Consider the following 26,313-nt stretch of genomic DNA (forward strand, 5'->3'; position numbering starts at 1 on the left):
TAAGATGAGGCATTAATAAACGTTTGGAATTGTGACAGAGTGCAAATTCAGACACATAAAAAATTGTCATCGCTTGCATTGCACAGGTTTCTGGCCGAACTTATAACTATTAATTACGAAGCGCAAAAAAAATAATATTTCCTCAATTTCCACAGTGAAGTGATTAACTATGCTGATTCCGTCAAAATTAAGTCGTCCGGTTCGACTCGACCATACTGTGGTTCGTGAGCGCCTGCTGGCTAAACTTTCCGGCGCGAACAACTTCAGGCTGGTGCTGATCACAAGTCCTGCGGGTTACGGAAAGACAACACTCATATCCCAATGGGCGGCAGGAAAAAACGATTTGGGCTGGTACTCGCTTGATGACGGCGATAACCAGCAAGAACGTTTCGCCAGCTATCTGATTGCCGCCGTGCAACAGGCAACCAGCGGGCACTGCGTCATCAGTGAAACAATGACGCAAAAACGGCAGTATGCCAGCCTGACGTCACTGTTTGCCCAGCTTTTCATTGAGCTGGCGGAATGGCATAGCCCACTTTTCCTGGTGATTGACGATTACCATCTGATCACCAATCCGGTTATCCACGAATCCATGCGCTTCTTCATTCGTCATCAACCAGAAAATCTCACCCTGGTGGTGCTGTCACGCAATCTTCCGCAATTGGGCATTGCCAATCTGCGCGTACGTGAACAACTATTAGAAATTGGCAGCCAGCAACTGGCTTTTACCCATCAGGAAGCCAAGCAGTTTTTTGATTGTCGTCTGTCATCACCGATTGAAGCGACCGAAAGCGGTCGGATTTGCGATGATGTGTCCGGTTGGGCGACGGCGTTGCAGCTAATCGCGCTCTCTGCGCGGCAAAATACCCACTCGGCCCATAAATCAGCGCGCCGTCTGGCGGGCATCAATGCCAGCCATCTTTCTGATTATCTGGTCGATGAAGTGCTAGATAACGTTGATCTGGCGACACGCCATTTCCTGCTAAAAAGCGCCATTTTGCGCTCAATGAATGATGCGCTAATCACCCGCGTGACCGGCGAAGAAAACGGGCAAATGCGTCTTGAAGAAATTGAGCGCCAGGGGCTGTTTTTGCAACGGATGGATGATACTGGCGAATGGTTCTGCTATCACCCGCTGTTTGGTAACTTCCTGCGCCAACGCTGCCAGTGGGAGCTGGCGGCGGAGCTGCCAGAAATCCACCGTGCCGCCGCAGAAAGCTGGATGGCACAAGGCTTTCCCAGCGAAGCTATTCATCATGCGCTGGCGGCAGGCGATGCTTTGATGTTGCGCGATATTTTGCTTAATCACGCCTGGAGCCTGTTCAACCATAGTGAACTGTCGCTGCTGGAAGAGTCACTCAAAGCCCTGCCGTGGGACAGTCTGCTGGAAAATCCACAGTTGGTGTTATTGCAGGCCTGGTTGATGCAAAGCCAACATCGCTACGGCGAAGTGAACACCCTGCTGGCGCGAGCCGAACACGAGCTCCAGGACATCAGAGAAGGCACCATGCATGCAGAGTTCAACGCCCTGCGCGCCCAGGTGGCCATTAACGACGGTAATCCGGAAGAAGCCGAACGACTGGCAAAACTGGCTCTGGAAGATCTGCCTCCGGGTTGGTTCTATAGCCGCATTGTTGCGACCTCTGTGCTTGGCGAAGTGTTGCACTGTAAAGGTGAGCTGACCCGCTCGCTGGCATTAATGCAACAAACTGAGCAGATGGCGCGTCAGCACGATGTCTGGCACTACGCCTTGTGGAGTCTGATTCAGCAAAGCGAAATTCTGTTTGCTCAAGGATTCCTGCAAACTGCGTGGGAAACGCAGGAAAAAGCGTTCCAGTTGATTAACGAACAGCATCTGGAACAGTTGCCGATGCATGAATTTTTAGTACGTATCCGCGCGCAACTGTTATGGGCATGGGCACGGCTGGATGAAGCCGAAGCCTCGGCGCGTAGTGGAATTGAAGTCTTATCGTCTTATCAGCCACAGCAACAGCTCCAGTGTCTGGCAATGTTAATTCAATGTTCGCTGGCTCGTGGCGATCTGGATAACGCCCGTAGCCAACTTAACCGCCTGGAAAACCTGCTGGGGAATGGCAAATATCACAGCGACTGGATCTCTAACGCCAACAAAGTTCGCGTTATTTACTGGCAGATGACCGGCGATAAAGCCGCCGCAGCAAACTGGTTGCGCCATACTGCGAAGCCGGAGTTTGCCAATAACCACTTCCTGCAAGGTCAATGGCGCAACATTGCCCGTGCACAAATCTTGCTGGGCGAGTTTGAACCTGCGGAAATTGTCCTCGAGGAACTCAACGAAAACGCCCGCAGTCTGCGGTTGATGAGCGATCTGAACCGCAACCTGCTTTTACTCAATCAGTTGTACTGGCAGGCAGGGCGGAAAAGTGACGCCCAGCGCGTATTGCTGGACGCATTAAAACTGGCGAATCGCACAGGATTTATCAGTCACTTTGTCATCGAAGGCGAAGCCATGGCGCAGCAGTTACGCCAACTGATTCAGCTCAATACGCTGCCGGAACTGGAACAGCACCGCGCGCAGCGTATTTTGCGGGAAATAAACCAACATCACCGGCATAAGTTCGCTCACTTTGACGAGACCTTTGTCGAACGTCTGCTAAATCACCCGGAAGTGCCGGAACTTATCCGTACCAGCCCGCTGACCCAACGCGAATGGCAGGTGCTGGGGCTGATTTACTCCGGTTACAGCAATGAACAAATTGCGGGCGAACTGGAAGTGGCAGCGACCACCATCAAAACGCATATCCGCAATCTGTATCAGAAACTCGGCGTTGCCCACCGTCAGGCTGCGGTACAGCACGCACAGAAACTGCTGAAGATGATGGGATATGGGGTGTAAGTTTGGTCGGATAACATTCCTGCTCCGACTTACATCCCTGCATTATTCAACGCTAACTCGCGTTACATCGTCTGTTTCAGTCAGAGTAAACCGCACAGGTAAGAACCGTTCCACCACCGCGATATTGGTCAGCAGATGGCATGAGGGATGCGCGACCGTAAACGCCCCCGCACCCGCCAACGCCATGGGCAACACCAGTTGATCTGCGAGATATTCACCTACTGCCGCCGGACTTGCCAGGTAACGTTTCACTTCTTTAACCAACTGCGCTGCTACCACTTCGGCACTGACGCGCTTTTCACCGACGGCAAAAAAGCGTTCGGTAATATTTTCGCTTTCCACTTCTAGCGAGACGGTATTTCCCGGTCCCTGCTCACGCGGCAAGAGATGGATATTCTGCTCATACAGCGAAAAACTGGCTGCCAGCGCAACGAGTTCACGTTCTCCGACATGCCGCGGCACACCAGCTAATAATACTTCGCCGCGTAATCGCATAACGGTGCCCCGCTCGCCCAGTTGTAACGCGTTTAGTGATGCCACGGGCGTGACTTCCGCTACCACCACACCGCCTCCGGCAGGGTAAAAACCGTGGCGTAACAGCGTGGTTTGCTGATGAATCCCCATTTGTGCCAGCAGAGGTTCCAGCACGCGGCAGATAAAACCCGCGGGCGGCGCCGACGGGTTTTCGGTGCCACCGCTGACTTCTACGCGAGAAGGTCCATCGGCAAACCACAGCGCAGGCAACACCGTTTGCAGCACCAACATGCAGCTTCCGGCACTACCGATAGCAAAGCGATAATCGCCGCCACGCACATTACCGGGCCGGAAGACCAGGCGCTGCGAACCCAGTTCCGCGCCGTCTACTATAGCTCCGCAAATTTCCGTCGCCGCCTTTACCGCGGTCAGATGCTGGCGCAACAGCCCCGGTTTCGCCCGTCCGGCACGAATGCCTGTGATGGTAAACGGCTTACCGGTTATCATCGACAGACTTAACGCCGAGCGCAGGATCTGCCCGCCACCTTCGCCCTGTGCACCATCCAGCGCAATCATCCTTTTCATCATTTATCCTTTTACGCACACCACCTGACGCAGGGTGTAGACGACTTCCACCAGATCGCTTTGTGCTGCCATTACTGCATCAATGTCCTTATACGCCATCGGGATTTCGTCGATCACCTCGGCATCTTTACGGCATTCCACATGCGCTGTAGCACGGATCTGATCTTCCACACTAAACAGTTTTTTCGCTTTGGTACGGCTCATCACGCGACCTGCACCGTGGCTGCATGAGCAGAAAGACTCTTCATTTCCCAGCCCACGCACGATAAAGCTTTTCGCCCCCATCGACCCAGGAATAATTCCGTACTGCCCGGCACGCGCAGACACCGCGCCTTTCCGCGTCACATAGATCTCTTCGCCAAAGTGCAGCTCTTTTTGCACATAGTTGTGGTGGCAGTTGATCTCTTCCATTGCCAGCGTTTGCGGCTGTCTCACCGTTTTATGCGTAATGCTCTGCAACGCCGATACCACGTTTTCCATCATCGCATCACGGTTGAGGCTGGCAAAAAGCTGCGCCCAGGCTACTGCTTTCAGGTAATCGTCAAAATATTCCGTTCCTTCAAGGAAGTACGCGAGATCACGTGACGGCAACGTTTCAAGCTGTTCCTGCATCTCTTTTTGCGCCAGGTCGATAAAGTAAGTTCCGATGGCGTTACCAATTCCGCGTGAACCGGAGTGCAGCATAATCCACACCCGATCCGCCTCATCAAGGCAGATTTCAATAAAGTGGTTACCCGTTCCCAGCGTTCCCAGGTGTTTATAGTTATTGGTATTCAGGAAACGCGAGTATTTTTGCGTTAACCACTGATAACCGGCTTCCAACCCGGCCCATTTAGCATCGACGTTAACAGGCGGATTTTCCCATGCACCTTTATCACGTTTACAACGCCCGGTAGTACGCCCGTGTGGCACGGCAGTTTCAATTGCCTGACGCAGCTCCGCCAGGTTTTCAGGCAAGTCTGCCGCCGTTAACGCGGTACGCAGTGCGTTCATTCCACAGCCGATATCCACGCCCACCGCCGCCGGAATAATCGCCCCTTTGGTCGGGATCACGCTACCAATGGTGGAACCTTTCCCCAGGTGCACATCGGGCATCACCGCAATATGCTTGAAAATAAACGGCATCTTCGCCGTATTTATCAGTTGCTGGCGCGCATCGTCTTCTACCGGCACGCCTTTGGTCCACATTTTTACCGGGGCATTTTCAGTGGTCAGTAATTCGTAATTCATTTTCTTTTTCTCGTTTCGTTGTTTGCTGTCCTGATAATTGCAACCGTCGTGCCAGAAAATTAAATCAGCAGATTAAATCTATAATTAATTGTTTTTATTTAATTAAAAGTACAAAGTCCGTATACGGAGATTTTCTATAAAGCCACTTAACCGATAATGAAATATCGTCTTTTATAAGGATATCTAAGATGCGTAAAACAGTGGCTTTTGGTTTTGTCGGAACCGTACTGGATTATGCCGGGCGCGGTAGCCAACGCTGGTCGAAATGGCGGCCGACACTCTGTTTATGCCAGCAAGAATCATTGGTGATTGATCGACTGGAATTATTACACGACGCCCGCTCACGCTCGCTGTTTGAAACGCTTAAACGCGATATCGCCAGCATTTCACCAGAAACGCAGGTTGTAGGTGTAGAAGTGGAACTCCATAATCCGTGGGATTTCGAAGAGGTCTACGCCTGCCTGCATGATTTCGCCCGTGGTTACGCTTTTCAACCTGATAAAGAAGACTATTTAATTCACATCACCACTGGCACCCACGTAGCGCAAATTTGCTGGTTTTTGCTGGCAGAAGCGCGTTACCTGCCCGCCCGACTGGCGCAAACTTCCCCGCCGCGTAAGAAAGAACAGCCGGATAGCGCAGGCGCAGTGACGATTATCGATCTCGATTTAAGCCGTTATAACGCTATCGCCAGCCGCTTTGCCGAAGAACGCCAGCAAACGCTCGATTTTCTTAAGTCGGGCATCGCCACGCGTAACCCACACTTCAACCGCATGATTGAACAGATCGAAAAAGTAGCGATTAAATCCCGCGCGCCAATCCTGCTTAATGGCCCGACCGGCGCGGGCAAGTCGTTTCTGGCACGACGCATCTTCGAATTAAAACAGGCACGGCATCAGTTTAGCGGCGCGTTTGTTGAAGTGAACTGCGCCACGCTGCGCGGTGATACCGCCATGTCGGCGCTGTTTGGTCATGTGAAAGGTGCGTTCACCGGCGCGAGAGACGCGCGGGAAGGGTTATTACGCAGCGCCAACGGCGGCATGTTGTTTCTTGATGAAATTGGCGAACTGGGCGCAGATGAACAAGCCATGTTGCTGAAAGCCATTGAAGAGAAAACTTTTTATCCGTTTGGCAGCGATCGCCAGGTGAGTAGCGATTTTCAGCTTATCGCCGGAACGGTGCGCGATTTGCGCCAGTTGGTCGCTGAAGGGAGATTTCGTGAAGACCTGTATGCGCGGATAAATCTCTGGACCTTCACTCTGCCAGGACTACGCCAGCGTCAGGAGGATATTGAGCCTAACCTGGATTATGAAGTGGAGCGCCACGCCTCACTCACCGGCGATAGCGTGCGTTTTAACACCGAAGCGCGGCGCGCATGGCTGGCTTTTGCGACATCCCCCCAGGCAACATGGCGCGGTAATTTTCGCGAACTTTCTGCCAGTGTTACGCGTATGGCGACGTTTGCCAATAGCGGACGCATCACTCTGGAAGCTGTGGAAGATGAGATTCGCCGTCTGCGCTATAACTGGCAGGAGAGTCGCCCTTCGGCACTTACGACGTTGCTGGGCGCAGAGGTGGAGAACATCGATCTCTTCGACCGAATGCAACTGGAAAACGTGATTGCCATTTGTCGCCAGGCAAAATCGCTTTCCGCCGCCGGACGTGAACTTTTTGACGTTTCGCGCCAGGGCAGAGCCAGCGTTAATGACGCGGATCGGCTACGCAAATACCTGGCGCGTTTTGGTCTGACGTGGGAATCGGTACTGACTCAGCACAGTTCCAGTTGAATATGATGGTCCGTCAGCACCTGCATCACCCCCGCAGGCGGCATGGTGTCGGTGTAAACGGCATCGACCATGCTGATGCTGCCCATGTTTACCATCGCATTACGGCCAAATTTTGAGTGATCGACAACCAGCATAACGTGGCGCGAGTTCTCAATAATGGCGCGTTTGGTGCGAACTTCATGGTAATCGAACTCCAGTAACGAGCCGTCGCTGTCAATGCCGCTGATCCCAAGAATGCCGAAATCGAGGCGGAACTGAGAGATAAAATCCAGCGTCGCTTCGCCAATGATCCCGCCATCGCGGCTACGCAATTCACCACCGGCGAGAATAATGCGGAAATCTTCTTTCACCATCAGCGTATTAGCGACATTGAGATTGTTGGTGACAATGCGCAAATTGCTGTGATTGAGCAGCGCGTGCGCCACCGCTTCCGGCGTGGTGCCGATATCAATAAACAGCGTCGAACCGTTGGGGATCTGCTCGGCCACTTTACGGGCGATACGCTCTTTTTCTTCGGTCTGGGTAGCTTTGCGATCATGCCACGGCGTGTTAACCGAACTGGAAGGCAGCGCCGCGCCGCCATGATGGCGCAGGATCAGGTTCTGTTCCGCCAGTTCATTGAGGTCACGGCGAATAGTCTGCGGGCTGACGGAAAAATGCTCTACCAGCTCTTCGGTGCTGACATAGCCCTGCTGCTTAACCAGTTCGATAATACCGTTGTGTCGTTGTGTTTGTTTCATTTATAAATCCCTGGAATTATTTTCGTTTTCGCGCATTGAGCGAATCAACAAAAGCCATCGCTAAACCCACGGCTAACCCGGCGATGTGTGCTCCATTCGCCATCGACATCCCAAACAAATCAAACCATCCGGCAACAATCCAGATCAGCGCAAAGATGATTAACCCACGTTGCAGGTAAATACCGCTTTGTGGATCGCGCTCGCCGCGTAGCCAGACGTAGCCCATCAGTGCATAAACCACACCAGAAAGCCCGCCAAACCACGGCCCACTGAACTTTTGCTGCACATAGCCGCTTAGCAGGGCGCTGATGAGAGTAATGACTATCAGCTTACCGCTACCGAGGCGTTTTTCCACTGCGCCACCGAGATACCACCACCAGAGCAGGTTAAAGAGGATATGCATCAGCGAGAAGTGCATTAACGCATGCGTGAAGTAGCGCCAGAACTCAAATTTCAGCGTCGGATCGAATGGCCAGGCCAGCCATAACATCACTTCCTGATCGCCAAGAATTTGCATGGCGATAAACACCAGCACGCAGGCAATCATCACTACCCAGGTGACCGGGCCTGCACGTTCACGCAAAGTGGCAAAGAAAGGAAAACGGCGATAGTGCAGGCCACTACCGGTATGACCTGACTGCCAACTGGCGGCGAGATAACGCGGATCTGCCGGGTTTTCGAGAAAACGCGCCAGCTCTGCCCGCACGCGTTCGGCCTGGGATTCATCCGCCAGCCAGACATCGCTTTGGTTATGTTGTTGAATCGTGAGGATAACGCCCTGTGTCGCCATGTAATCAACAAATGCCTGCGCCACGCGGGGGTTAGCAAAAGAGGTAATCATCAACATCGTTGCTGTCGCTTATTCCACACAAAAGGGGACAGTATAAAGCGTTACGCGCCGTAAGCCACCTCTACGGGAAACTGACGCTGCCAGGCTTCAAAGCCACCATCGATACTGTAAACCACATCATAACCCTGTTGCAGCAGATACTGCGCCGCGCCTTTGCTGCTATTACCGTGGTAACACATCACCATTACCGGGGTATCGAAGTCATTTTCGCGCATGAACGCACCCAGCGTGTCATTGGTTAGATGGAAAGCCTGCGCCGCATGCCCCATTGCGAAACTTTGTGGATCGCGAATATCGACCAGCACCGCCTCTTTTTCCTGCAACTTCTGGTGCGCGTCGGCAACGTTAATACATTCGAACTGATCCATGCGTCTCTCTTTCTTTACAAACAAGTGGGCAAATTTATCGCACAGTTTACGTCGGAGCGGCAGATAAACGCCATAATGTTATGCATATCACTCTAAAATGTTTTTTCAATGTTACTCAAAGCGCGTTTGTTTGCTATTATGTTCGATAACGAACATTTATGAGCTTTAACGAAAGTGAATGAGGGCAGCATGGAAACCAAAGATCTGATTGTGATAGGTGGCGGCATCAATGGTGCTGGTATCGCGGCAGACGCCGCTGGACGCGGTTTATCCGTGCTAATGCTGGAAGCGCAGGATCTCGCTTGTGCGACATCTTCCGCCAGTTCAAAACTCATTCACGGTGGCCTGCGTTACCTTGAACACTATGAATTCCGTCTGGTCAGCGAGGCGCTGGCAGAACGTGAAGTGTTGCTGAAAATGGCCCCGCATATCGCTTTCCCAATGCGTTTTCGCCTGCCGCATCGCCCGCATCTGCGTCCCGCGTGGATGATTCGCATTGGTCTGTTTATGTACGATCATTTGGGTAAACGAACCAGCCTGCCGGGATCAACCGGTTTGCGTTTTGGCGCAAATTCAGTATTAAAACCGGAAATTACGCGCGGATTCGAATATTCCGACTGTTGGGTCGACGACGCCCGTCTGGTATTAGCCAACGCCCAGATGGTCGTGCGTAAAGGCGGCGAAGTGCTTACCCGTACTCGTGCCACGTCTGCCCGCCGCGAAAACGGTTTGTGGATTGTGGAAGCGGAAGATATCGATACCGGCAAAAAATATACATGGCAGGCTCGCGGCCTGGTTAACGCCACCGGTCCGTGGGTGAAACAGTTCTTCGACGAAGGAATGCATCTGCCCTCACCTTATGGCATTCGCCTGATCAAAGGCAGCCATATTGTGGTGCCGCGTGTGCATACCCAGAAACAAGCGTACATTCTGCAAAACGAAGATAAACGTATTGTGTTCGTGATCCCGTGGATGGATGAGTTTTCCATCATCGGCACCACCGATGTGGAATACAAAGGCGATCCAAAAGCAGTGAAGATTGAAGAGAGTGAAATCAATTACCTGCTGAAAGTGTATAACACGCACTTTAAAAAGCAGTTAAGCCGTGACGATATCGTCTGGACTTACTCCGGCGTGCGTCCGCTGTGTGATGATGAATCCGACTCACCGCAGGCAATCACCCGTGATTACACCCTTGATATCCATGATGAAAACGGCAAAGCACCGCTGTTGTCGGTATTTGGCGGCAAGCTGACGACCTACCGCAAACTGGCGGAACACGCGCTGGAAAAACTGACGCCGTATTATCAGGGTATTGGCCCGGCGTGGACGAAAGAGAGCGTGCTGCCGGGTGGTGCCATTGACGGCGACCGCGACGATTATGCCGCCCGCCTGCGCCGCCGCTATCCGTTCATTACGGAATCGCTGGCACGGCATTACGCGCGCACTTACGGCAGCAACAGCGAGCTGCTGCTCGGCAATGCAGAGGCGATAAGCGATCTCGGGGAAGATTTCGGTCATGAGTTCTACGAAGCGGAGCTGAAATATCTAGTCGACCACGAATGGGTACGCCGCGCCGACGATGCCCTGTGGCGTCGCACGAAACAAGGCATGTGGCTGAATGCAGAACAACAATCTCGTGTGAGTCAGTGGCTGGTGGAGTATACGCAGCAGAAGTTGTCGCTGGCGTCGTGATTTAACGTAAGCTGCCAGGTCAGATTTCAATCTGACCTGAGACTGATGACAAACACAAAAACTGCCTGATGCGCTACGCTTATCAGACCTACGTGGTTTATGCAATATATTGAATTTGCATGATTTTGTAGGCCGGATAAGGCGTTCACGCCGCATCCGGCATGAACAAAGCGCACTAATTCCATTTGGTTGTCCTTTATTATTAACGGACAGTTTAAACTGTCAGGATAAACCTATCCTCTAGATGATATCTATTCAAAATCCGTGCAATAAAAAACTGTGCAAGGCTATTGAGAATGTCAGGAGTTTGTTGATAAATTCATTATTTCATAACGTTCATTCATTAACGCTATGTAGAAACACAGAAATATGGGACTCTATCCATCGTATCATTTCATTATGCCTGAAGCAGACATTCTCACCGTTAATTTTTCCACATAAACCAAAACCATCAAAATAGATATCACATTTTTTATTTTGATATGAAGTGATATTCACGCGCCACCTCAGATTAGTAACATTTTCCTCTTGTTCAGCATAATCCATCTGTAATAGCTCAACAATTTTTTTACTTTCTTTATCATCAAGCTCAGTGATTTCAACCTTGTATTTATAAATTTCATTCAGCCGTCCCTCATCAATTGAAACTGGCGAAGTGTATCCCTGCGGATAATTTATAATCTCTAGTTTATCTACACGATTACCTATGTGGCATAAATCGTTCACTTTGCCTTCGGCAACTGCGGATCCGGCGTAAATCATAAGCAAAACCGTTAAAGCTTTTTCTATTTTTTGTTTCATATTTTATTGAGTAACATTAACAGAGTCGTTTAGCGTTGATTTCTCCCTGTTGCCATCATCACTCAAGTAAATTAATTTATCGATATTATAATCAGGGTAAACTGCATATGATGTTGAAATATTTAACCTGTCCTCAAACGGACTTTTCACGCTCACTCTCAATAAAACAGAAACTGATGGTCCTCTGACTTGATTCTCTATATCCGGGCAACGAAAAGCATAATATTGGTACAAGTCAAATTCATTTTCTGAATAATACTCAGACAAATTAATTCCGGGGTTAATTTGCTCTCTTTCACAAGCTAATGTGTAATGCAGGAAAGGCGGTGAAATACTCTGGTGGGCAGCATTACTCTCAGGAAGAAAGAGTAAGCAACTGCTGATAGGTAATAAAATCTTCATATCCATATCTGCCCCCTGTTTACTTTATTATTTAATATCTGATAACGTTTTATACAGCGGCACATAACCAACATCATCTACCAGGCTCTGCCCTTGTGGCGTTAAAAACCACTCCACCAGTTTTTGTGTTTCTGACGTTGTATTTTCCCGCGTCACCATGAACGCATCGACGATGTACGGATATTTGCCGTTGCGAATGTTTTCCGCAGTCGGCGCAATGCCGTTAATCGCTAATAATTTTATATTCTTATCAGCATTCATTTGCGTGGCGTAATAGCGGAAGGTGTAACCAATTGCGTTGTTTGTATTACGGTATTCGGCAACGACTTTAATCATTCCTTCCATCACACTTGCTACTTCTGTTTCCTGCGGAGAGATCATGCGGATATTTTTCATGACCTGTGATTGCATCACCGTCTGACTACCCGAGTCTTCCGGGCGTTGCCAGGTCTGGATCTCCTGATCATTACCGCCAACCGTGTGCCAGTTGGTAATTGCGCCACTGAAGATGTCACGCACTTGTTGTTCAGTCAGGGAATTAACCGGGTTATCCGCATTGACGATGAAAACAAATGCTTCGCGAGCAAAAGGTGTGTACATCAAAGTAACACCTGATTCCTCTGCACGTTTTTTCTGCCCACCGGAAGGTTGAGCCACAAAAATAATATCAGCGTCTCCCTTAACGATTTTGTTATACGCCTCCGGCGTGCGAGAGTTCGCCAAATATTCCCGGGTGTGTAAATCTTCCGGTATTACGCTTAACGCATAAAATGCAGAGGCATAAATTGGGTACGCTGCCGTAGCGCCATCGAGTCGCGGCCAGTTTTGCGTAAACTGGATTTGTGGTTTACCACGCAGCGCTGTAAGTTGATTATTGAGTTTATCGGGTCGCCAGGCCCAGGTATCAATATTTTCGCGTACACCAACGCCGGGATTGAGCTGTTTATATAAATAAGCCTGATAACCAGCGACAAAACCAAGCATGAGAAGGATAAACAGGAGAGAATTACGGCAACGTAGCCCGGATGTACCGGTTAAAGAATGTCTGGTTGGCCAGGAGTATCCCAGCGAAAAACTGATATGCGCCCCAACGGGAATTATGACTATCCACCAGAACTCACCACCAACTAATGAGACTAACAAAACGCCCATCCAGGGAAGCATAAGGTTTGCCAACCAATCTGCTCCCATCTGGCGAAATTGATAATCTGCCAGATGTAGCGTGATTATCCAGCCAACCAGGATTAATAGTGCCGGTAACAGAAAAAAGCATTGTCGCCAGGCGGCTATTTCTCTTTTTTCTGGAGCGCTATCGCCCGCCCATACTCGCCCCGAGAAAAATAGCATTATCGCGCCCAGCGCCAACATAAAAATGTTAAGCAGAAGGTAAATTGTTGGCGTGAAGAGTAAATTGCAAACCTCAAGAATGGCGGTAAGTCCGACCCCCAGCATGGCAACAACCGCTGCCAAAAATTGCGTCAGTATGGGGATGCCGAAAAAAGTCATTACCAGCGAGGTCAAAATCCATTTTCCGTTTTGCATATTATTCATCCTTGCTGTTACTGCGCTTTATTTTGCACCGATGGCTAAAAGCGGGCTAATCCGATTCTGTACTCACACACATTACTGATATTCCACCCGCAAAATAGCCAGGGCGTTATAACGACCCGCAGCAGGTAGCCGCCCTGTGGTACTGACGGGGAGAGACAGAAAAGTCACGTCTGCCGTCTGAGCTGACGCAGCCCGGTTTTCAACTAACTTAAATGGCACGCCAACATGCGCAGCCAGCTCATTCAAGTCTACGGACTCCTGTTGGCTATCCATAATCATAATGCCAACGTCTGGGTTATCCTCCGCCTGAATAATGCTTTGCCGACCATTAACATCTCTCGTTGATGAAATATTGCCATCAAAAACCAGCGTCATTACGGCATCAATATCTTTATTTGTACAGTTTATCGGAATAGTGGTTGCAACCGGGGAAACGCCCGTTGGCTTCACTCCAGCACCAGCCCGACTTAGCTCACTGGCCCAGACATCCGGCATATTAACGGTAAAACTGGTGCCCTCATTAATTGTGCAACCTTGTGGAACCTCAATATTTAAGTTACCAATATAAGCATTAAATACAGGAACTGGTCCGTGCTCCGTTGGGAACTGGCTGACATACAAAGAAACCAGCAGCACGTTATTTATTGAGATGTCGGATATTATTTTTTTATCAAGTCTGATTTTTATATAGCCTTCTGTTCCGGATGACCAACTCGATGGTTTACTTCTGTCTGCTGGATAATTGGTGCTATAGTTTTCAAAAGGAACTGTCTTATCTGTCATTGTTTCATTTCTCTTATAGAGTTTTATATGTGTTGAAACCGATATCTCATGAGTCAAGGGGATAAATATATCGCTTCCCTGATGATCACCAGACGCACCTGATGGATCTATGCCAGATGTGGCTGTAAAATAAACCTCGTAATCATCCAGGGAATTGCAATACGCTTTATAAGTCCCTATTTTCCAGTTCTGCACTGGTAATATTTTTCCGGGAGAATTATTATTAACATCTGAGACAGTAACAGTACCAAAATTATAAGAAAATGTCGCAGGAGTAGTATTATTCCCTGGCTTTCCAGGATAACAAAAAGCGCGATCCCGTCCCATATCTTCTGCATACACGATGTTATAGCAACTACTGATTAAAAGAAAAAACAATATACAAATTACTTTTATATTTCCCCAGAAATAAGTTAACATTCTGCTTCTCCAGTTATCCATGTATCGCTACTGCACCCATAACATTATTTTGCAAAACATTTAATTTCACGTTACATACAGGTAAGGCATTATTATAAAGATCCAACGTTTGCCAGTTAACCTCACAATATCCTTGCCGCAAACACCAATTCTGTTGACGATGGCTAAATGGTGCGACCATGCCACCATTTATGCTTTTACCATCAATAGATAAATTATAGAGTGTCACATACCAGGGGGTAGGGTTAAAAATGGTGACAGTTTCATTGTTTCGCGACCAACGTAACTGTTTATAAGCGTCAAGTGGATTACCTGATAATGTCTCCGGGCGATAAAATATTTTCATCCTATTGCGTACGGCTACCTGGAGTTGATTTTCGTTCTTAAGCTGTGAGTTTGGTTCCTGAGCAGGTAACGCTGCAATATTCAGTATAAATAAACTCTCACGATCTGCAGGTAACTGGCCACCCACGTGATTAATTCTTATTTTGGTATGTTTATCTTGTTTAAGTACTAATAATGGTGGCGTCGCAATAAATATCTTATCTGGAAGTAAAGGCTGGGATTCCACTGTCCCTTTTAACTGACGTCCATCATCAGGTGTCACGGAAATTTTAACCAACATATCTTTACTGGCAGTATTTTTAAGCTCGACCGATATTGATGACTGCTTTTCTGGGTAAACAAAACGGGTACTGCCAACGACAACCCCTGCTTGCGCATTTGTGCAACATATTAAAAAGAATATCAGCACATTAATCATAAGTGACGATAAAGGAAACTGATGCATTCGCATCTCCTGGTTGTACATCATTTTTTATGGCTTTATAAGCCGCAAAGAAATGCAATGTGTTATCTACCAATGGCGTAAGAGCATAACTGGTGCTTATTATACCATTACTAATACTTTGTCTGTTGTTATCAAAAATAGCCAGCGCTAACCCCTCAACAGATCCCTCATCCAGTTTATACAGGGTGGTATCTTCACTTACTGATGTTCCATCAAATTTGATATTGGCATTACTGACATCACTGCCACAGCGGGTTAATTTTATAGAGAAGTCAATTTTTTCAGTGACATCTCCTGAATTTCTAACCCTATAACTGGGCACATCTGGCATGTTGACCGTAAAATTTTTAGACTCATCGGCAACAATGCAAGTCTTTGCCGTTATTATTCCTTCTATACGTACAACACCTGTATGCGTTGTATCATCAGCAATGGATGATATTGATATCACAGAGAATAACAAAGCAATTAAATTACAATAGCGCGTCATATTATCCTCACTGATAGTCTATATCAAAGTACAACAGTGCATTTGCCTGCCCCGCATGTACGTTTTGCTGAGTTGACTTATAGCGGAGTTTAAAGTCTAAACTGGCATCGCCATTATTATCTAAAACTAATTCTTTGAAACCTGACTCATCATTAATTGCAATAACTTTATCATCGTTATCTAAAATTTCGACGCCCACTCCAGTTGCACTATCTGCACTGGAAGTAAGGCGTAATAAGGTGGTATTGATGGTGTCTGTATCCCCGCTAAACCGCACATTAGCACTGACTCCTGAACTATAAATAGTACTGGTTGCCGTTGGACATCCTTCCAGATTTATCGTAAATGTATGACTGCCAGAAACATCTCCCACATTTAAAAAATCATTGGCGTCATAAGTTCCCATGCTTACTGGCTGGTCTTTACTTCCAGTTGTAATATCACATGTTTTTGCTAATAACTGACCTGTAAATGTGACCACGACGGTATCGTTAGCAAGTGCATTACATGAAACCACCACCATGAATAATGAAGTAAAAATTAATAAAATAAATTTCTGTAATATATTCATTAGCGGCACTCCAGATTTGCATAGCTAATAGCATTATCTATCTCGCTTTTCGGTAATTGATAGCTTGCCTGACATTGCTGATAAGAACCGTCTCCCCACTGTATATTTATTATGCCTTGTAAAGGCAAACCGGAGAGATAAACCTGACCACTGTCGCCAACTATTCCTGTAATCTGAGTCGTCCCCTCAGTGGGTACACTGGCTGTCGCACCAAATGGAACAGGTTTATTACGATAGCGAACATTAAATAAACCACGAATACCGACATGGGCATTAAACTCAGCGCGAACTAAAGCGCCTTTACTGGGTATCACTTCCATGCTGGTAGCATCTAATTCTGTATGCATACTCATAGACATAGGGTCTAAAGAGATATTATTACGCCGGTATTCCGTGGCATAAGGTACGACAGCATAGCCACGCCAGTCTGTCTTCACTCCCGTTCCACGTTCCACATTTACATTGTTTGCCCCAGGTGCTTTTATCAGTATATTTGTTTCACCTAACGGCTGGCTTAGCGTGAGACCATTTTCATGAACAACCAGGGCACCACTTAAACCATAGTTAAATTGCTGGTTACCATTATTATCGTAGCTGTATCCTGAATTTAGTGAACCATAAGCACCACGGTAGTTTAAACCTACCGATCCATTCCCACCATTATTCTGATTGGCGAAATTTTGTTGAATGTTATAGTTAAGATTATGTTGCTCCAGCAGTGAGCCTGATACTCCAGCATACTGATTCACATGGCCGCTATTATCCTGACTGTAACCATAAGTCGCAGTCATAGAATTTGATGCATTACGCCCATCAACGGCTGGTGATAGCCAATTGCTGATCGGCAATGAGACATTGACGGATAAGATTCTGTCAGCATCAGAACCCGGTGATTTGCTATAATTATAAGCAACATTTAAATAAACCCCATGCACGCTCGTATTATAGCCGACCTGATATAAGGTATCTTTATTATTCGTATTCCAGTAACTTTGCTGACTTGCCGCCAAATACATAGAACCATATTTACCTAATGGTTGCGATATATTTGCCTGAAACTTTCCTCTTTTGTTATAACGCAAATTGTAAAAATCATTCCAGTTATAAACATAGTCTTTTTCATTAAGAGTATCTGGATCGATAACTGTCCCCGACATTTGTTTATATGTGGTATCACTCAACGAATAAAATCCTTCCGTCGAGTAACGATAACCAATAATCTGAAAAGCCGTACCTGTTTGCACTAATGATTTTGAGTATAGAAAACGGTACGATTTCCCTTGATGTTTACTGCCATCGGCAAGCGTGCTATTGGCTTGCGTCAAATCGAATGACGTCGCTCCAAACATACCAAGATTGAACCCCAGCCCGAGAGCTATTGCCCGATAATTATCAGAATATTGTATTCCTCCATATGCAGTAATATCCCAGGGTAATCCCCAAATCAAATCGCCCTGAAAGATATATGGATTATTTTGATTGTAACTATTAGTACGATATTTACCGGCCGTCGCGGAATATTTTATATGGCCTTCGCGTTGAAGGATGGGAACAGCGGCGTAAGGAATGGTATAGATAGTTTCGGAATTATCAGACTCTTTGATCGTAACTTCCAAATCCCCTGCGGAAGACGTAGGGTTCAGATCGTTGATTTCAAAAGGTCCGGGAGGAATATAAGTCTGATAAATAACATAGCCATTTTGTTTAATCGTTACCTGAGCATTGCTTTTAGCAATGCCGCGCACAGTAGGGGCAAAACCACTTTGGCTATCGGGCAGCATGTTTTCGTCGGACTCAAGTTTAGCACCACGAATACTCACGCTGTCGAAAACATCTGATGAAGACCAGGTATCACCCAGTGTTAATTCACTTTTGAAAGGAATAATTACCCGTTGTAATGTACTACTCACATGTGCAATTTTCCCCGGTGAATTACCTGAACGACTCCATGTAGAGTAATCACGAAAACGCCACGCCCCTAAATTTAAACCTGAACGCAGATTTAAATAATAGCTATCAGACACGTAGTCGCCACGATCACTATTGCCAGAAAAATCATAATTAATAAGAACTGCCGGGATACCATTATCCCATTCTTCAGGTGGAATATAGCCACGTGCCTCATGCTTTAATATTGCCTGCGGGAAAGTCAGTTTGAGTCGTTGCGCATCAAGTTCAGGTGTATATTGAACTTCTGCAAACCATATACGCAAATCGAGACAATGATTCCCCTCATCTTGCGCCTGCTCCGGCAATGCACTTTTGTTAATTCCTAAAATGACTAATTCATCGAGCGAAAAACAGGGAATCAACTGATTCTGCTCATCAGCTTTGAAAGTGACCTTACGTGATGTCAAAGGCGAATCATTGACCCATATTTCAACCTCATAACTACCAGGTAGATAAGTCATCCCTTTCTCAAAACGAGATAAATCAGCAACAGCTTCAGTATCACCCGACAGAAAGGCAGGGTTAAAGCGCATACCCGCCGCTGAATACGCAGGCAAAAGTGTCAGTAGAAGCGGTATACACTGCCCCATCTGCTTGTTCCTTGCCATCCAGTGTTCGAGTTTTTTGAGCTTTAGGTTCATGTCCCTGACCTGAGTTGCTTTAACGTTTTAATCTTCCAGGTTTATTGCATCGTTCCCTTTTGCCTGGCCGTTGTGGCACCGTAATCATTGATAGTTTGATAAGTAATTTCGCCCGCTAACGTCACCGGAGAAGATACTGTGATGTCGCTTTTTGGGGGAACAAACGTATTGGGTAATTTTACCCCTTGCACCCTGATTCCTGTCACCGTCAGATAATAGGGAGAAGGATTAATGATTTTCAGTTGTTTACCTTCGTATTTAAATCGCAACATATCCCGTGCTTTACCAGCCTGAACGGGTAAGTTAGTCGGACGGTAAAATAATTTAATCCTGTTTTGTAACGCCAGTTGTAATGTGTTTTTCTGGGTATTCTTCTCATCCGTCGGCGGAATCGCTTTCACGTTCATCCAGAATAGTGTTTCACGGTCAGTCGGTAACTGTGTTTTACCAATAAACATTATCCGCAGTGATGCTTCTTTTCGGGTTGGCAACATAAATAATGGAGGCGTAACCACAAAGTTTGGACTTTTCTTACCGCTTTGATTGTCATCCACCCATGACTGAATTAAATAGCTGGTATTGGACCCACCATTCTGCACACTTAACGTAATTTGCTGACTGTCAGATGGATAAACCAGACGCGTAGAACCAAGACCAAAACCACCCGCTGCAATAGCGTTGATAGATATGGCGGACAGTAAAAATAGAGCACCGACCCTTATGGCATATTGAGTCTTCAGCGAAGGTTTAATGTTTCTATTTGCAAAACATTTATTTTTTGAAATCCATCTCATACTGCATCCTTGTAGATGAAAATTAACTGCAATTATTAACTCGTGTATATTTATTATAAATAAACACGTAGTATTAATTTCAGGCTACAAATAACTGTAACCTGAAATTATATTGCTGTAATTATTCGTACAGCACGACGAAACTGGCCGTAGATTTCACCAGACCTGGTGCAACGGTACTACCGTTCTGAGCATATCCCGCGGTAAATGCAGCGATAAAATCATGGGCGGTTGCATCGCCAGGAATCACGTAAGCCGCCGAAGAACTACTCCCCTGAGGAGATTGTGTATTCAGTTTAACCAGGCCATCAGTTGTCGTGTTTTTAGAATAAATACGAATCCCTACTCCAGTTGCTCCCGCTTCGCCAGTACCATCAGCATCAGCAGCCCCTTCCACTTCATTGGCAAGCGTCTGGTTGGCACCGTCCGCTGCACCAGTAAAACGGAATTCAATATTTTGACTGGTCGTATTGCTACAATCGGTTAGTTTAATGTTGAAGTTAGTCTGGTTACTGGCACCCGTTGCTTCAGTATCGATGCCCGTGAAAGCGTTAGAAGGTACGACTGGCAGTACCACTTCAATCTGTTTCGATTCTGTTGCAATCTTACACGTTGCTTTAACCACGCGACCAGTAAAACGAATGTTTCCGCCCATCGCATCGGTGTTGTCATCCATATCGGTAAGTTTCGGATAATCAACGGTGCTCCAGTCTGTATCGGCACCACCAAATTGTGATGCATCGCCTGGCGCAGCGGTTACCGCAGTTGACATCAGCATACCTGATGCGAGTAAAACTACGGATAAATTAGATAGATTGAATTTCATTTATACCTTTCCTTTTGTTAAAAAATCCAAGCAATATTGGCGATTATTATTACATTCAGCTTTAACAAGTCACATTATTAAGATGAGCAAAGCTGGCGTTGGTGAATCCCAGGGGGATTTTATTAAGGGATAGATTGACTTAAAAATATTATATGTGCTGTTTAGCAATGTAACTAAAAAATCCCATACTCGCAATGAGTGACTTTATATAAACATACAGTAGATTGAAAATAAAGGGTTTTATTTTAAACAGAATAGCTGAGGAGTGGTGAAATATATAAATATAACGAATGATTTATTGGTTATTTATTTATGGTGTTTATTATATGATGCGTACTCAGATGAAATTTTTTATTAATAATTTATTATTAATAGATGCTGTGTGTAAATCGTCATGACATATTATTTATCTGATATAAAAATGCCGTATGCCCATTAACGATAGTTTTAAATGGAACACACGGCAGTTATCACTTTGCGAAATTACAATCTCACTGGATCAATATGCCAGATAAGATCGGCGTACTCTTTGATGGTCCGATCAGAAGAGAAGTAGCCCATATTGGCGATGTTCAGCATCGCTTTGGCTGTCCACTCTTCCGGACGCTCGTAAAGTTCGTCAACCTTATCCTGGCAATCGACATAGCTGCGATAATCCGCCAGTACCTGGTAGTGATCGCCAAAGTTGATCAGCGAATCAACCAGATCGCGGTAGCGGCCCGGATCTTCCGGACTGAACACGCCGCTGCCGATTTGCGTCAGCACCTGATGCAGTTCTTCATCTTTCTCGTAGTATTCACGCGGTTTGTAGCCCTGACGACGCAGTTCTTCCACTTCTTCCGCTGTGTTACCAAAGATAAAGATATTGTCCGCACCGACATGATCCAGCATCTCAACATTCGCGCCGTCCAGCGTACCGATAGTCAGCGCACCGTTAAGTGCAAACTTCATGTTGCTGGTGCCAGAAGCTTCTGTCCCTGCCAGTGAGATCTGTTCGGAAAGATCGGCCGCCGGGATGATCAACTGCGCCAGGCTGACGCTGTAGTTCGGGATAAACACCACTTTCAACTTGTCGCCAATCTGCGGATCGTTGTTGATCACCGTCGCTACATCGTTGATCAAATGGATAATGTGCTTCGCCATGTAATAGGCCGATGCTGCCTTACCGGCAAAAATATTCACACGCGGAACCCATTTCGCATCAGGATCGGCCTTGATACGGTTATAGCGGGTGATAACGTGTAACACATTCATCAATTGACGTTTGTATTCGTGAATACGTTTGATTTGCACATCAAACAGCGCTTTCGGATTCACCACCACATTCAGTTGTTGTGCGATGTACTCCGCCAGACGCTTTTTGTTATCCAGCTTCGCCTGATGAACAGCATGATTGACCATCGGGAAATCACAGTGCTGTTGTAGCTCGTTTAATTGGCTCAGGTCGGTACGCCAGTTACGCCCCAGGTGTTCGTCCAGTACGGCTGAAAGCGACGGGTTCGCCACCGCCAGCCAGCGACGCGGCGTCACACCGTTGGTGACGTTGGTGAAACGTCCTGGGAAGATTTTCGCAAAGTCGGCAAACAGCGATTGCACCATCAGATTAGAGTGCAACTCCGACACACCGTTAACTTTGTGACTGACCACAACAGCCAGCCAGGCCATCCGCACACGACGCCCATTAGATTCATCAATGATCGACGCCCGTCCCAACAAGTCGGTATCGTTCGGATACTGCTCCTGCAAGGTTTTCAGGAAATAGTCGTTGATCTCAAAGATAATCTGCAAATGACGCGGCAGAATTTTACCCAGCATATCGACCGGCCAGGTTTCCAGCGCCTCGCTCATCAGCGTGTGGTTGGTGTATGAGAAGACCTCACAGCACACTTCAAAAGCGTCGTCCCAGCTAAATTTGTGCTCATCAATCAGCAGGCGCATCAGCTCAGGAATCGACAGCACCGGATGGGTGTCGTTGAGATGAATCGCGATTTTATCCGCCAGATTATCGTAGGTTTTATGCAACTGATAATGGCGACTTAAAATGTCCTGAATGGTTGAGGAGACCAGGAAATACTCCTGACGCAAACGCAGTTCACGCCCGGAATAGGTGGAATCATCCGGGTAAAGCACGCGGGAAACGTTCTCGGAGTGGTTTTTGTCCTCCACCGCCGCGAAGTAATCGCCCTGGTTAAATTTACCGAGATTAATTTCGCTACTGGCTTGTGCGCTCCACAGACGCAAGGTGTTTGTCGCGTCAGTATCATAACCTGGGATGATTTGGTCGTAAGCCACGGCCAAAATTTCTTCGGTTTCAATCCAGCGCGTTTTCTTGCCTTCTTGCTGAATACGACCGCCAAAACGCACTTTGTAGCGCGTATTGTGGCGTTTAAATTCCCACGGATTGCCGTACTCCAGCCAGTAGTCCGGAGACTCTTTCTGACTGCCGTTAACGATGTTCTGTTTGAACATACCGTAGTCATAACGGATTCCGTAACCGCGTCCCGGCAACCCTAAAGTCGCCAGTGAATCCAGGAAGCAGGCCGCCAGACGCCCCAGGCCGCCGTTACCGAGGCCCGGGTCATTTTCCTCATCAATCAACTCTTCGAGATTTAATCCCATCGACTCCAGCGCACCCTGGACATCGTCATAAATACCTAACGACAGCATGGCATTGGAGAGAGTTCGGCCAATCAAAAACTCCATCGACAGGTAGTAAACCTGACGAGTTTCTTGCGATAGCTGGGCACGGTTCGAGCGTAACCAGCGCTCCACGAGACGATCGCGCACAGCAAATAACGTTGCGTTCAGCCATTCATGTTTATTGGCTACGACCGGATCCTTTCCAATCGTAAACATCAGCTTATAAGCGATAGAGTGCTTAAGAGCTTCTACGCTAAGCGTGGGCGATGAATATGTAAACGGAGCATTCATATAGGCGTTTCCTGAAAACTATTTCAAGCGATAGTAAAGCTCACGGTACGACTTCGCCGCGACCTGCCAGCTAAAATCCATTGCCATAGCCTGACGTTGCACAAACCGCCACAGCGAAGGGCGGGACCACAGAACAAAAGCGCGCCGAATAGCCCGTAACAACGACCAGGCATTACTATCTTCAAAGACAAACCCACTGGCGACGCCATCTGCAAGGTTCTCAAGAGAACAGTCAGAAACCGTATCAGCAAGCCCACCGGTACGCCGCACCAATGGCAGCGTGCCGTACTTCAATCCATAAAGTTGCGTTAAGCCGCACGGTTCAAAACGACTGGGCACCAGAATGACGTCCGCGCCGCCCATAATGCGATGCGAAAATGCTTCGTGATAACCAATCTGTACACCAACCTGCCCGGGATGTTCCGCCGCTGCGGCAAGAAAACCTTCCTGCAACACCGGATCGCCCGCGCCGAGTAACGCCAGTTGTCCACCCTGTTCCAGAAGGCCCGGTAAGGCCTCCAGCACCAGGTCAAGACCTTTCTGGCTGGTCAGACGGCTCACCACTGCAAAAAGCGGCACTTTATCGTCAACCTTAAGCCCCATTGCGATTTGCAACTGGCGCTTATTCTCCGCTTTATCCTCCAATGAATCGCGGGTGTAACGCGAGGCTAAAAGTAAGTCCGTCTCTGGACTCCATATTTTCTCGTCCACGCCGTTCAGTATGCCGGAAAGCCGCCCTTCACGATGACGTTGCTGGAGCAGACCTTCCATACCGTAGGCAAACTGAGGTTCAGTAATCTCACGAGCGTAGGTCGGACTAACCGCGGTAATGTGGTCAGCGTAATACAATCCGGCTTTCAGGAAAGAGATTTGCCCGTTGAACTCCAGTCCGTGAACATTAAAGAATGACCATGGCAATTGGATGTCATTCATGTGATGTGCATAAAACATGCCTTGATAGGCCAGATTGTGCACAGTAAACACCGACTTCGCCGGACTCCCACTTGCCGCCAGATACGCAGGCGCAAGGCCTGCATGCCAGTCGTGCGCATGCACCACATCGGGACGCCAGAATGGGTCAAGCCCACTTGCCATCTCTGCCCCAACCCACCCCAGCAGTGCAAAACGCAATACGTTGTCGGTGTAGGCAAATAAGTTGGTATCGTGATACGGGCTTCCGGGACGATCGTAGAGATGTGGCGCATCAATCAGGTAAATGCCAACCCCGTTGTAATGCCCGAACAGCAGCGTGAAATGCCCGGCAAAGGTATCACGACGAGATACCACCTTTGCATCGGTCACGCCGCGGCGAATATCGGGAAATGCAGGCAACAGTACGCGAGCGTCAACGCCGTCTGCGATTTGTGCTGCGGGTAATGCCCCAATAACATCAGCCAGACCGCCGGTTTTAAGCAGCGGGAACATCTCTGAACATACATGTAAAACCTGCATTATCGCTCCTGTTTATACCCTAACTTCCGTAGCATTTCGCGCGTAACCAGCACGATGCCTTCTTCTGAACGATAGAAACGACGTGCATCCTCTTCTGCATCCTCACCAATCACCATGCCTTCCGGAATAACACAAGCGCGGTCAATGACACAGCGACGCAGACGGCACGAGCGACCTACCCATACTTCTGGTAGCAATACGGCGGAATCAATGTTGCAGAATGAATTCACGCGAACGCGTGAGAACAGAACGGACTGCACCACCACCGAACCAGAGATCACACAACCGCCAGAAACCAGGGAGTTAAGGGTCATCCCGTGGCTACCGGAGCGATCCTGAACGAATTTCGCTGGCGGCAATGATTCATTGTAGGTACGAATCGGCCAGTTGCGATCGTACATATCCAGTTCCGGCACGACAGAGGCCAGATCGAGGTTCGCTTTCCAATAAGCTTCCAGCGTCCCCACATCGCGCCAGTACGGCTCGGCGTCCGGGTCGGACTGTACACAAGAGAGCGGGAATGGATGCGCATAGGCGAGGCCTTCTTCGGTAATTTTTGGAATCAAATCTTTACCAAAGTCGTGGCTGGAGTTTTCATCGCGATCGTCTTCTTCCAGCAGTTCATACAGGTAGTCGGCGTCAAAGACGTAGATCCCCATACTCGCCAAAGATTTGCTCGGATCGTTTGGCATTGACGGCGGGTTAGCCGGTTTCTCAACAAATTCGATAATTTTATCGTTTTCATCGACTGCCATAACACCAAATGCAGAGGCTTCTTCAATTGGGACTGGCATACAAGCAACGGTACAACGCGCACCTTTTTCGACGTGGTCGATAAGCATTCGCGAATAGTCCTGCTTGTAGATATGGTCACCCGCCAGGATCACTACATACTCCGCTTTATAACGGCGAATAATGTCGAGGTTTTGGGTAACTGCATCAGCCGTACCGCGATACCAGTTTTCCCCTTTCATTCTCTGCTGCGCTGGCAGCAGATCGACAAACTCGTTCATTTCTTCATTGAAGAACGACCAGCCGCGCTGAATGTGCTGCACCAGGGTGTGAGACTGGTACTGGGTGATCACGCCCATACGGCGGATACCGGAGTTGATGCAGTTGGACAGAGCAAAGTCGATAATGCGGAACTTGCCGCCGAAGTGTACGGCAGGCTTTGCTCTCTTATTGGTTAAATCCTTCAGGCGAGTACCGCGTCCCCCCGCCAGAATCAAGGCAACAGACTTCAATGGCAGCTGGCGTGCCAACATTAAGTGATCGTTCTTCTCTAAACTAATCATGACTAACTCCTT

General features: G+C 47.8%; 21 protein-coding genes. 3 read left to right on the forward strand and 18 right to left on the reverse strand.

Going from position 1 to position 26,313, the window contains the following annotated elements; translation table 11 throughout:
* The first annotated feature begins 169 nt into the window (after positions 1-169).
* Positions 170-2,875 (forward strand): HTH-type transcriptional regulator MalT, encoded by a 2,706-nt coding sequence (malT, locus tag A31E_RS06125; protein ID WP_000907051.1) that lies wholly within the window; start codon positions 170-172, stop codon positions 2,873-2,875.
* A gap of 42 nt (positions 2,876-2,917) precedes the next feature.
* Here the strand turns inward: malT and rtcA are convergent, their stop codons facing one another.
* Positions 2,918-3,934, reverse strand: coding sequence for an RNA 3'-terminal phosphate cyclase (gene rtcA, locus A31E_RS06120; protein WP_001517239.1), 1,017 nt, complete (start codon positions 3,932-3,934; stop codon positions 2,918-2,920).
* A 3-nt stretch (positions 3,935-3,937) separates the two neighbouring features.
* Positions 3,938-5,164 carry an RNA-splicing ligase RtcB gene (rtcB, locus tag A31E_RS06115; RefSeq protein ID WP_016249288.1) on the reverse strand — a complete coding sequence of 409 codons (1,227 nt, stop codon included), beginning with the start codon at positions 5,162-5,164 and terminating at the stop codon, positions 3,938-3,940.
* A gap of 188 nt (positions 5,165-5,352) precedes the next feature.
* Here rtcB and rtcR point away from each other — a divergent pair, with 188 nt between their 5' ends.
* A complete protein-coding gene (rtcR, locus tag A31E_RS06110) occupies positions 5,353-6,951 on the forward strand; it encodes a DNA-binding transcriptional regulator RtcR (protein WP_001232910.1) in 1,599 nt (532 codons plus the stop codon).
* Here rtcR and A31E_RS06105 read toward each other — a convergent pair.
* From A31E_RS06105 to glpE, 3 genes are read right to left on the reverse strand one after another with little or no spacing between them, the layout of a single operon-like run.
* Positions 6,933-7,691, reverse strand: a complete 759-nt coding sequence (locus tag A31E_RS06105; protein WP_000815101.1) for a DeoR/GlpR family transcriptional regulator — start codon at positions 7,689-7,691, stop codon at positions 6,933-6,935. The genes rtcR and A31E_RS06105 overlap by 19 nt on opposite strands.
* A gap of 16 nt (positions 7,692-7,707) precedes the next feature.
* Positions 7,708-8,538: a rhomboid family intramembrane serine protease GlpG gene (glpG, locus tag A31E_RS06100; RefSeq protein ID WP_001517241.1), complete on the reverse strand. Its 831-nt coding sequence runs from the start codon at positions 8,536-8,538 to the stop codon at positions 7,708-7,710.
* A gap of 44 nt (positions 8,539-8,582) precedes the next feature.
* Positions 8,583-8,909: a thiosulfate sulfurtransferase GlpE gene (gene glpE / locus A31E_RS06095; RefSeq protein WP_016249289.1), complete on the reverse strand. Its 327-nt coding sequence runs from the start codon at positions 8,907-8,909 to the stop codon at positions 8,583-8,585.
* A gap of 189 nt (positions 8,910-9,098) precedes the next feature.
* Between glpE and glpD the strand changes: the two genes are divergently transcribed.
* Positions 9,099-10,604, forward strand: a complete 1,506-nt coding sequence (gene glpD, locus A31E_RS06090; protein WP_016249290.1) for a glycerol-3-phosphate dehydrogenase — start codon at positions 9,099-9,101, stop codon at positions 10,602-10,604.
* A gap of 336 nt (positions 10,605-10,940) precedes the next feature.
* On the opposite strand, the gene A31E_RS06085 is transcribed toward glpD, so the two are convergent.
* The 13 genes from A31E_RS06085 to glgC form a co-directional block, all read right to left on the reverse strand.
* Positions 10,941-11,405: a hypothetical protein gene (locus A31E_RS06085; protein ID WP_010381141.1), complete on the reverse strand. Its 465-nt coding sequence runs from the start codon at positions 11,403-11,405 to the stop codon at positions 10,941-10,943.
* Between the two features lie 3 nt (positions 11,406-11,408).
* Positions 11,409-11,813 (reverse strand): hypothetical protein, encoded by a 405-nt coding sequence (locus tag A31E_RS06080; protein ID WP_016249292.1) that lies wholly within the window; start codon positions 11,811-11,813, stop codon positions 11,409-11,411.
* A 21-nt stretch (positions 11,814-11,834) separates the two neighbouring features.
* Positions 11,835-13,349, reverse strand: coding sequence for a PstS family phosphate ABC transporter substrate-binding protein (locus A31E_RS06075; RefSeq protein ID WP_016249293.1), 1,515 nt, complete (start codon positions 13,347-13,349; stop codon positions 11,835-11,837).
* 81 nt (positions 13,350-13,430) lie between these two features.
* Complete coding sequence (locus A31E_RS06070; protein ID WP_016249294.1) at positions 13,431-14,561, reverse strand: fimbrial protein; 1,131 nt, start codon at positions 14,559-14,561, stop codon at positions 13,431-13,433.
* A gap of 13 nt (positions 14,562-14,574) precedes the next feature.
* The gene (locus A31E_RS06065) at positions 14,575-15,351 is read right to left on the reverse strand and encodes a fimbrial biogenesis chaperone (protein ID WP_016249295.1); all 777 of its coding nucleotides are present in this window, start codon (positions 15,349-15,351) and stop codon (positions 14,575-14,577) included.
* Positions 15,317-15,841: a fimbrial protein gene (locus A31E_RS06060; RefSeq protein WP_000199134.1), complete on the reverse strand. Its 525-nt coding sequence runs from the start codon at positions 15,839-15,841 to the stop codon at positions 15,317-15,319. The genes A31E_RS06065 and A31E_RS06060 overlap by 35 nt, the downstream gene beginning before the upstream one ends.
* A gap of 7 nt (positions 15,842-15,848) precedes the next feature.
* Positions 15,849-16,412 (reverse strand): fimbrial protein, encoded by a 564-nt coding sequence (locus tag A31E_RS06055; RefSeq protein WP_016249296.1) that lies wholly within the window; start codon positions 16,410-16,412, stop codon positions 15,849-15,851.
* On the reverse strand, positions 16,412-19,003 hold the full coding sequence (locus A31E_RS06050; protein ID WP_016249297.1) for a fimbrial biogenesis usher protein: 2,592 nt from the start codon (positions 19,001-19,003) through the stop codon (positions 16,412-16,414). The genes A31E_RS06055 and A31E_RS06050 overlap by 1 nt, the downstream gene beginning before the upstream one ends.
* A gap of 41 nt (positions 19,004-19,044) precedes the next feature.
* Positions 19,045-19,797, reverse strand: a complete 753-nt coding sequence (locus A31E_RS06045) for a fimbria/pilus periplasmic chaperone (protein ID WP_016249298.1) — start codon at positions 19,795-19,797, stop codon at positions 19,045-19,047.
* 121 nt (positions 19,798-19,918) lie between these two features.
* The gene (locus A31E_RS06040) at positions 19,919-20,623 is read right to left on the reverse strand and encodes a fimbrial protein (protein WP_001517251.1); all 705 of its coding nucleotides are present in this window, start codon (positions 20,621-20,623) and stop codon (positions 19,919-19,921) included.
* 483 nt (positions 20,624-21,106) lie between these two features.
* Positions 21,107-23,554: a glycogen phosphorylase gene (gene glgP, locus A31E_RS06035; RefSeq protein ID WP_000993434.1), complete on the reverse strand. Its 2,448-nt coding sequence runs from the start codon at positions 23,552-23,554 to the stop codon at positions 21,107-21,109.
* An 18-nt stretch (positions 23,555-23,572) separates the two neighbouring features.
* Positions 23,573-25,006, reverse strand: a complete 1,434-nt coding sequence (gene glgA, locus A31E_RS06030) for a glycogen synthase GlgA (RefSeq protein WP_016249299.1) — start codon at positions 25,004-25,006, stop codon at positions 23,573-23,575.
* A complete protein-coding gene (glgC, locus tag A31E_RS06025; protein ID WP_000624233.1) occupies positions 25,006-26,301 on the reverse strand; it encodes a glucose-1-phosphate adenylyltransferase in 1,296 nt (431 codons plus the stop codon). The genes glgA and glgC overlap by 1 nt, the downstream gene beginning before the upstream one ends.
* Positions 26,302-26,313 lie beyond the last annotated feature (12 nt).

The organism is Escherichia sp. KTE159 (assembly GCF_000408805.1).
Lineage (GTDB): Bacteria > Pseudomonadota > Gammaproteobacteria > Enterobacterales > Enterobacteriaceae > Escherichia > Escherichia marmotae.

Bases quoted from the DNA above. Each gene is read 5' to 3' on its own strand.
- malT (WP_000907051.1), top strand. From the start codon at position 170: ATGCTGATTCCGTCAAAATTAAGTCGTCCGGTTCGACTCGACCATACT.
- rtcA (WP_001517239.1), bottom strand. From the start codon at position 3,934: ATGAAAAGGATGATTGCGCTGGATGGTGCACAGGGCGAAGGTGGCGGG.
- rtcB (WP_016249288.1), bottom strand. From the start codon at position 5,164: ATGAATTACGAATTACTGACCACTGAAAATGCCCCGGTAAAAATGTGG.
- rtcR (WP_001232910.1), top strand. From the start codon at position 5,353: ATGCGTAAAACAGTGGCTTTTGGTTTTGTCGGAACCGTACTGGATTAT.
- A31E_RS06105 (WP_000815101.1), bottom strand. From the start codon at position 7,691: ATGAAACAAACACAACGACACAACGGTATTATCGAACTGGTTAAGCAG.
- glpG (WP_001517241.1), bottom strand. From the start codon at position 8,538: ATGTTGATGATTACCTCTTTTGCTAACCCCCGCGTGGCGCAGGCATTT.
- glpE (WP_016249289.1), bottom strand. From the start codon at position 8,909: ATGGATCAGTTCGAATGTATTAACGTTGCCGACGCGCACCAGAAGTTG.
- glpD (WP_016249290.1), top strand. From the start codon at position 9,099: ATGGAAACCAAAGATCTGATTGTGATAGGTGGCGGCATCAATGGTGCT.
- A31E_RS06085 (WP_010381141.1), bottom strand. From the start codon at position 11,405: ATGAAACAAAAAATAGAAAAAGCTTTAACGGTTTTGCTTATGATTTAC.
- A31E_RS06080 (WP_016249292.1), bottom strand. From the start codon at position 11,813: ATGGATATGAAGATTTTATTACCTATCAGCAGTTGCTTACTCTTTCTT.
- A31E_RS06075 (WP_016249293.1), bottom strand. From the start codon at position 13,349: ATGCAAAACGGAAAATGGATTTTGACCTCGCTGGTAATGACTTTTTTC.
- A31E_RS06070 (WP_016249294.1), bottom strand. From the start codon at position 14,561: ATGTTAACTTATTTCTGGGGAAATATAAAAGTAATTTGTATATTGTTT.
- A31E_RS06065 (WP_016249295.1), bottom strand. From the start codon at position 15,351: ATGCATCAGTTTCCTTTATCGTCACTTATGATTAATGTGCTGATATTC.
- A31E_RS06060 (WP_000199134.1), bottom strand. From the start codon at position 15,841: ATGACGCGCTATTGTAATTTAATTGCTTTGTTATTCTCTGTGATATCA.
- A31E_RS06055 (WP_016249296.1), bottom strand. From the start codon at position 16,412: ATGAATATATTACAGAAATTTATTTTATTAATTTTTACTTCATTATTC.
- A31E_RS06050 (WP_016249297.1), bottom strand. From the start codon at position 19,003: ATGAACCTAAAGCTCAAAAAACTCGAACACTGGATGGCAAGGAACAAG.
- A31E_RS06045 (WP_016249298.1), bottom strand. From the start codon at position 19,797: ATGAGATGGATTTCAAAAAATAAATGTTTTGCAAATAGAAACATTAAA.
- A31E_RS06040 (WP_001517251.1), bottom strand. From the start codon at position 20,623: ATGAAATTCAATCTATCTAATTTATCCGTAGTTTTACTCGCATCAGGT.
- glgP (WP_000993434.1), bottom strand. From the start codon at position 23,554: ATGAATGCTCCGTTTACATATTCATCGCCCACGCTTAGCGTAGAAGCT.
- glgA (WP_016249299.1), bottom strand. From the start codon at position 25,006: ATGCAGGTTTTACATGTATGTTCAGAGATGTTCCCGCTGCTTAAAACC.
- glgC (WP_000624233.1), bottom strand. From the start codon at position 26,301: ATGATTAGTTTAGAGAAGAACGATCACTTAATGTTGGCACGCCAGCTG.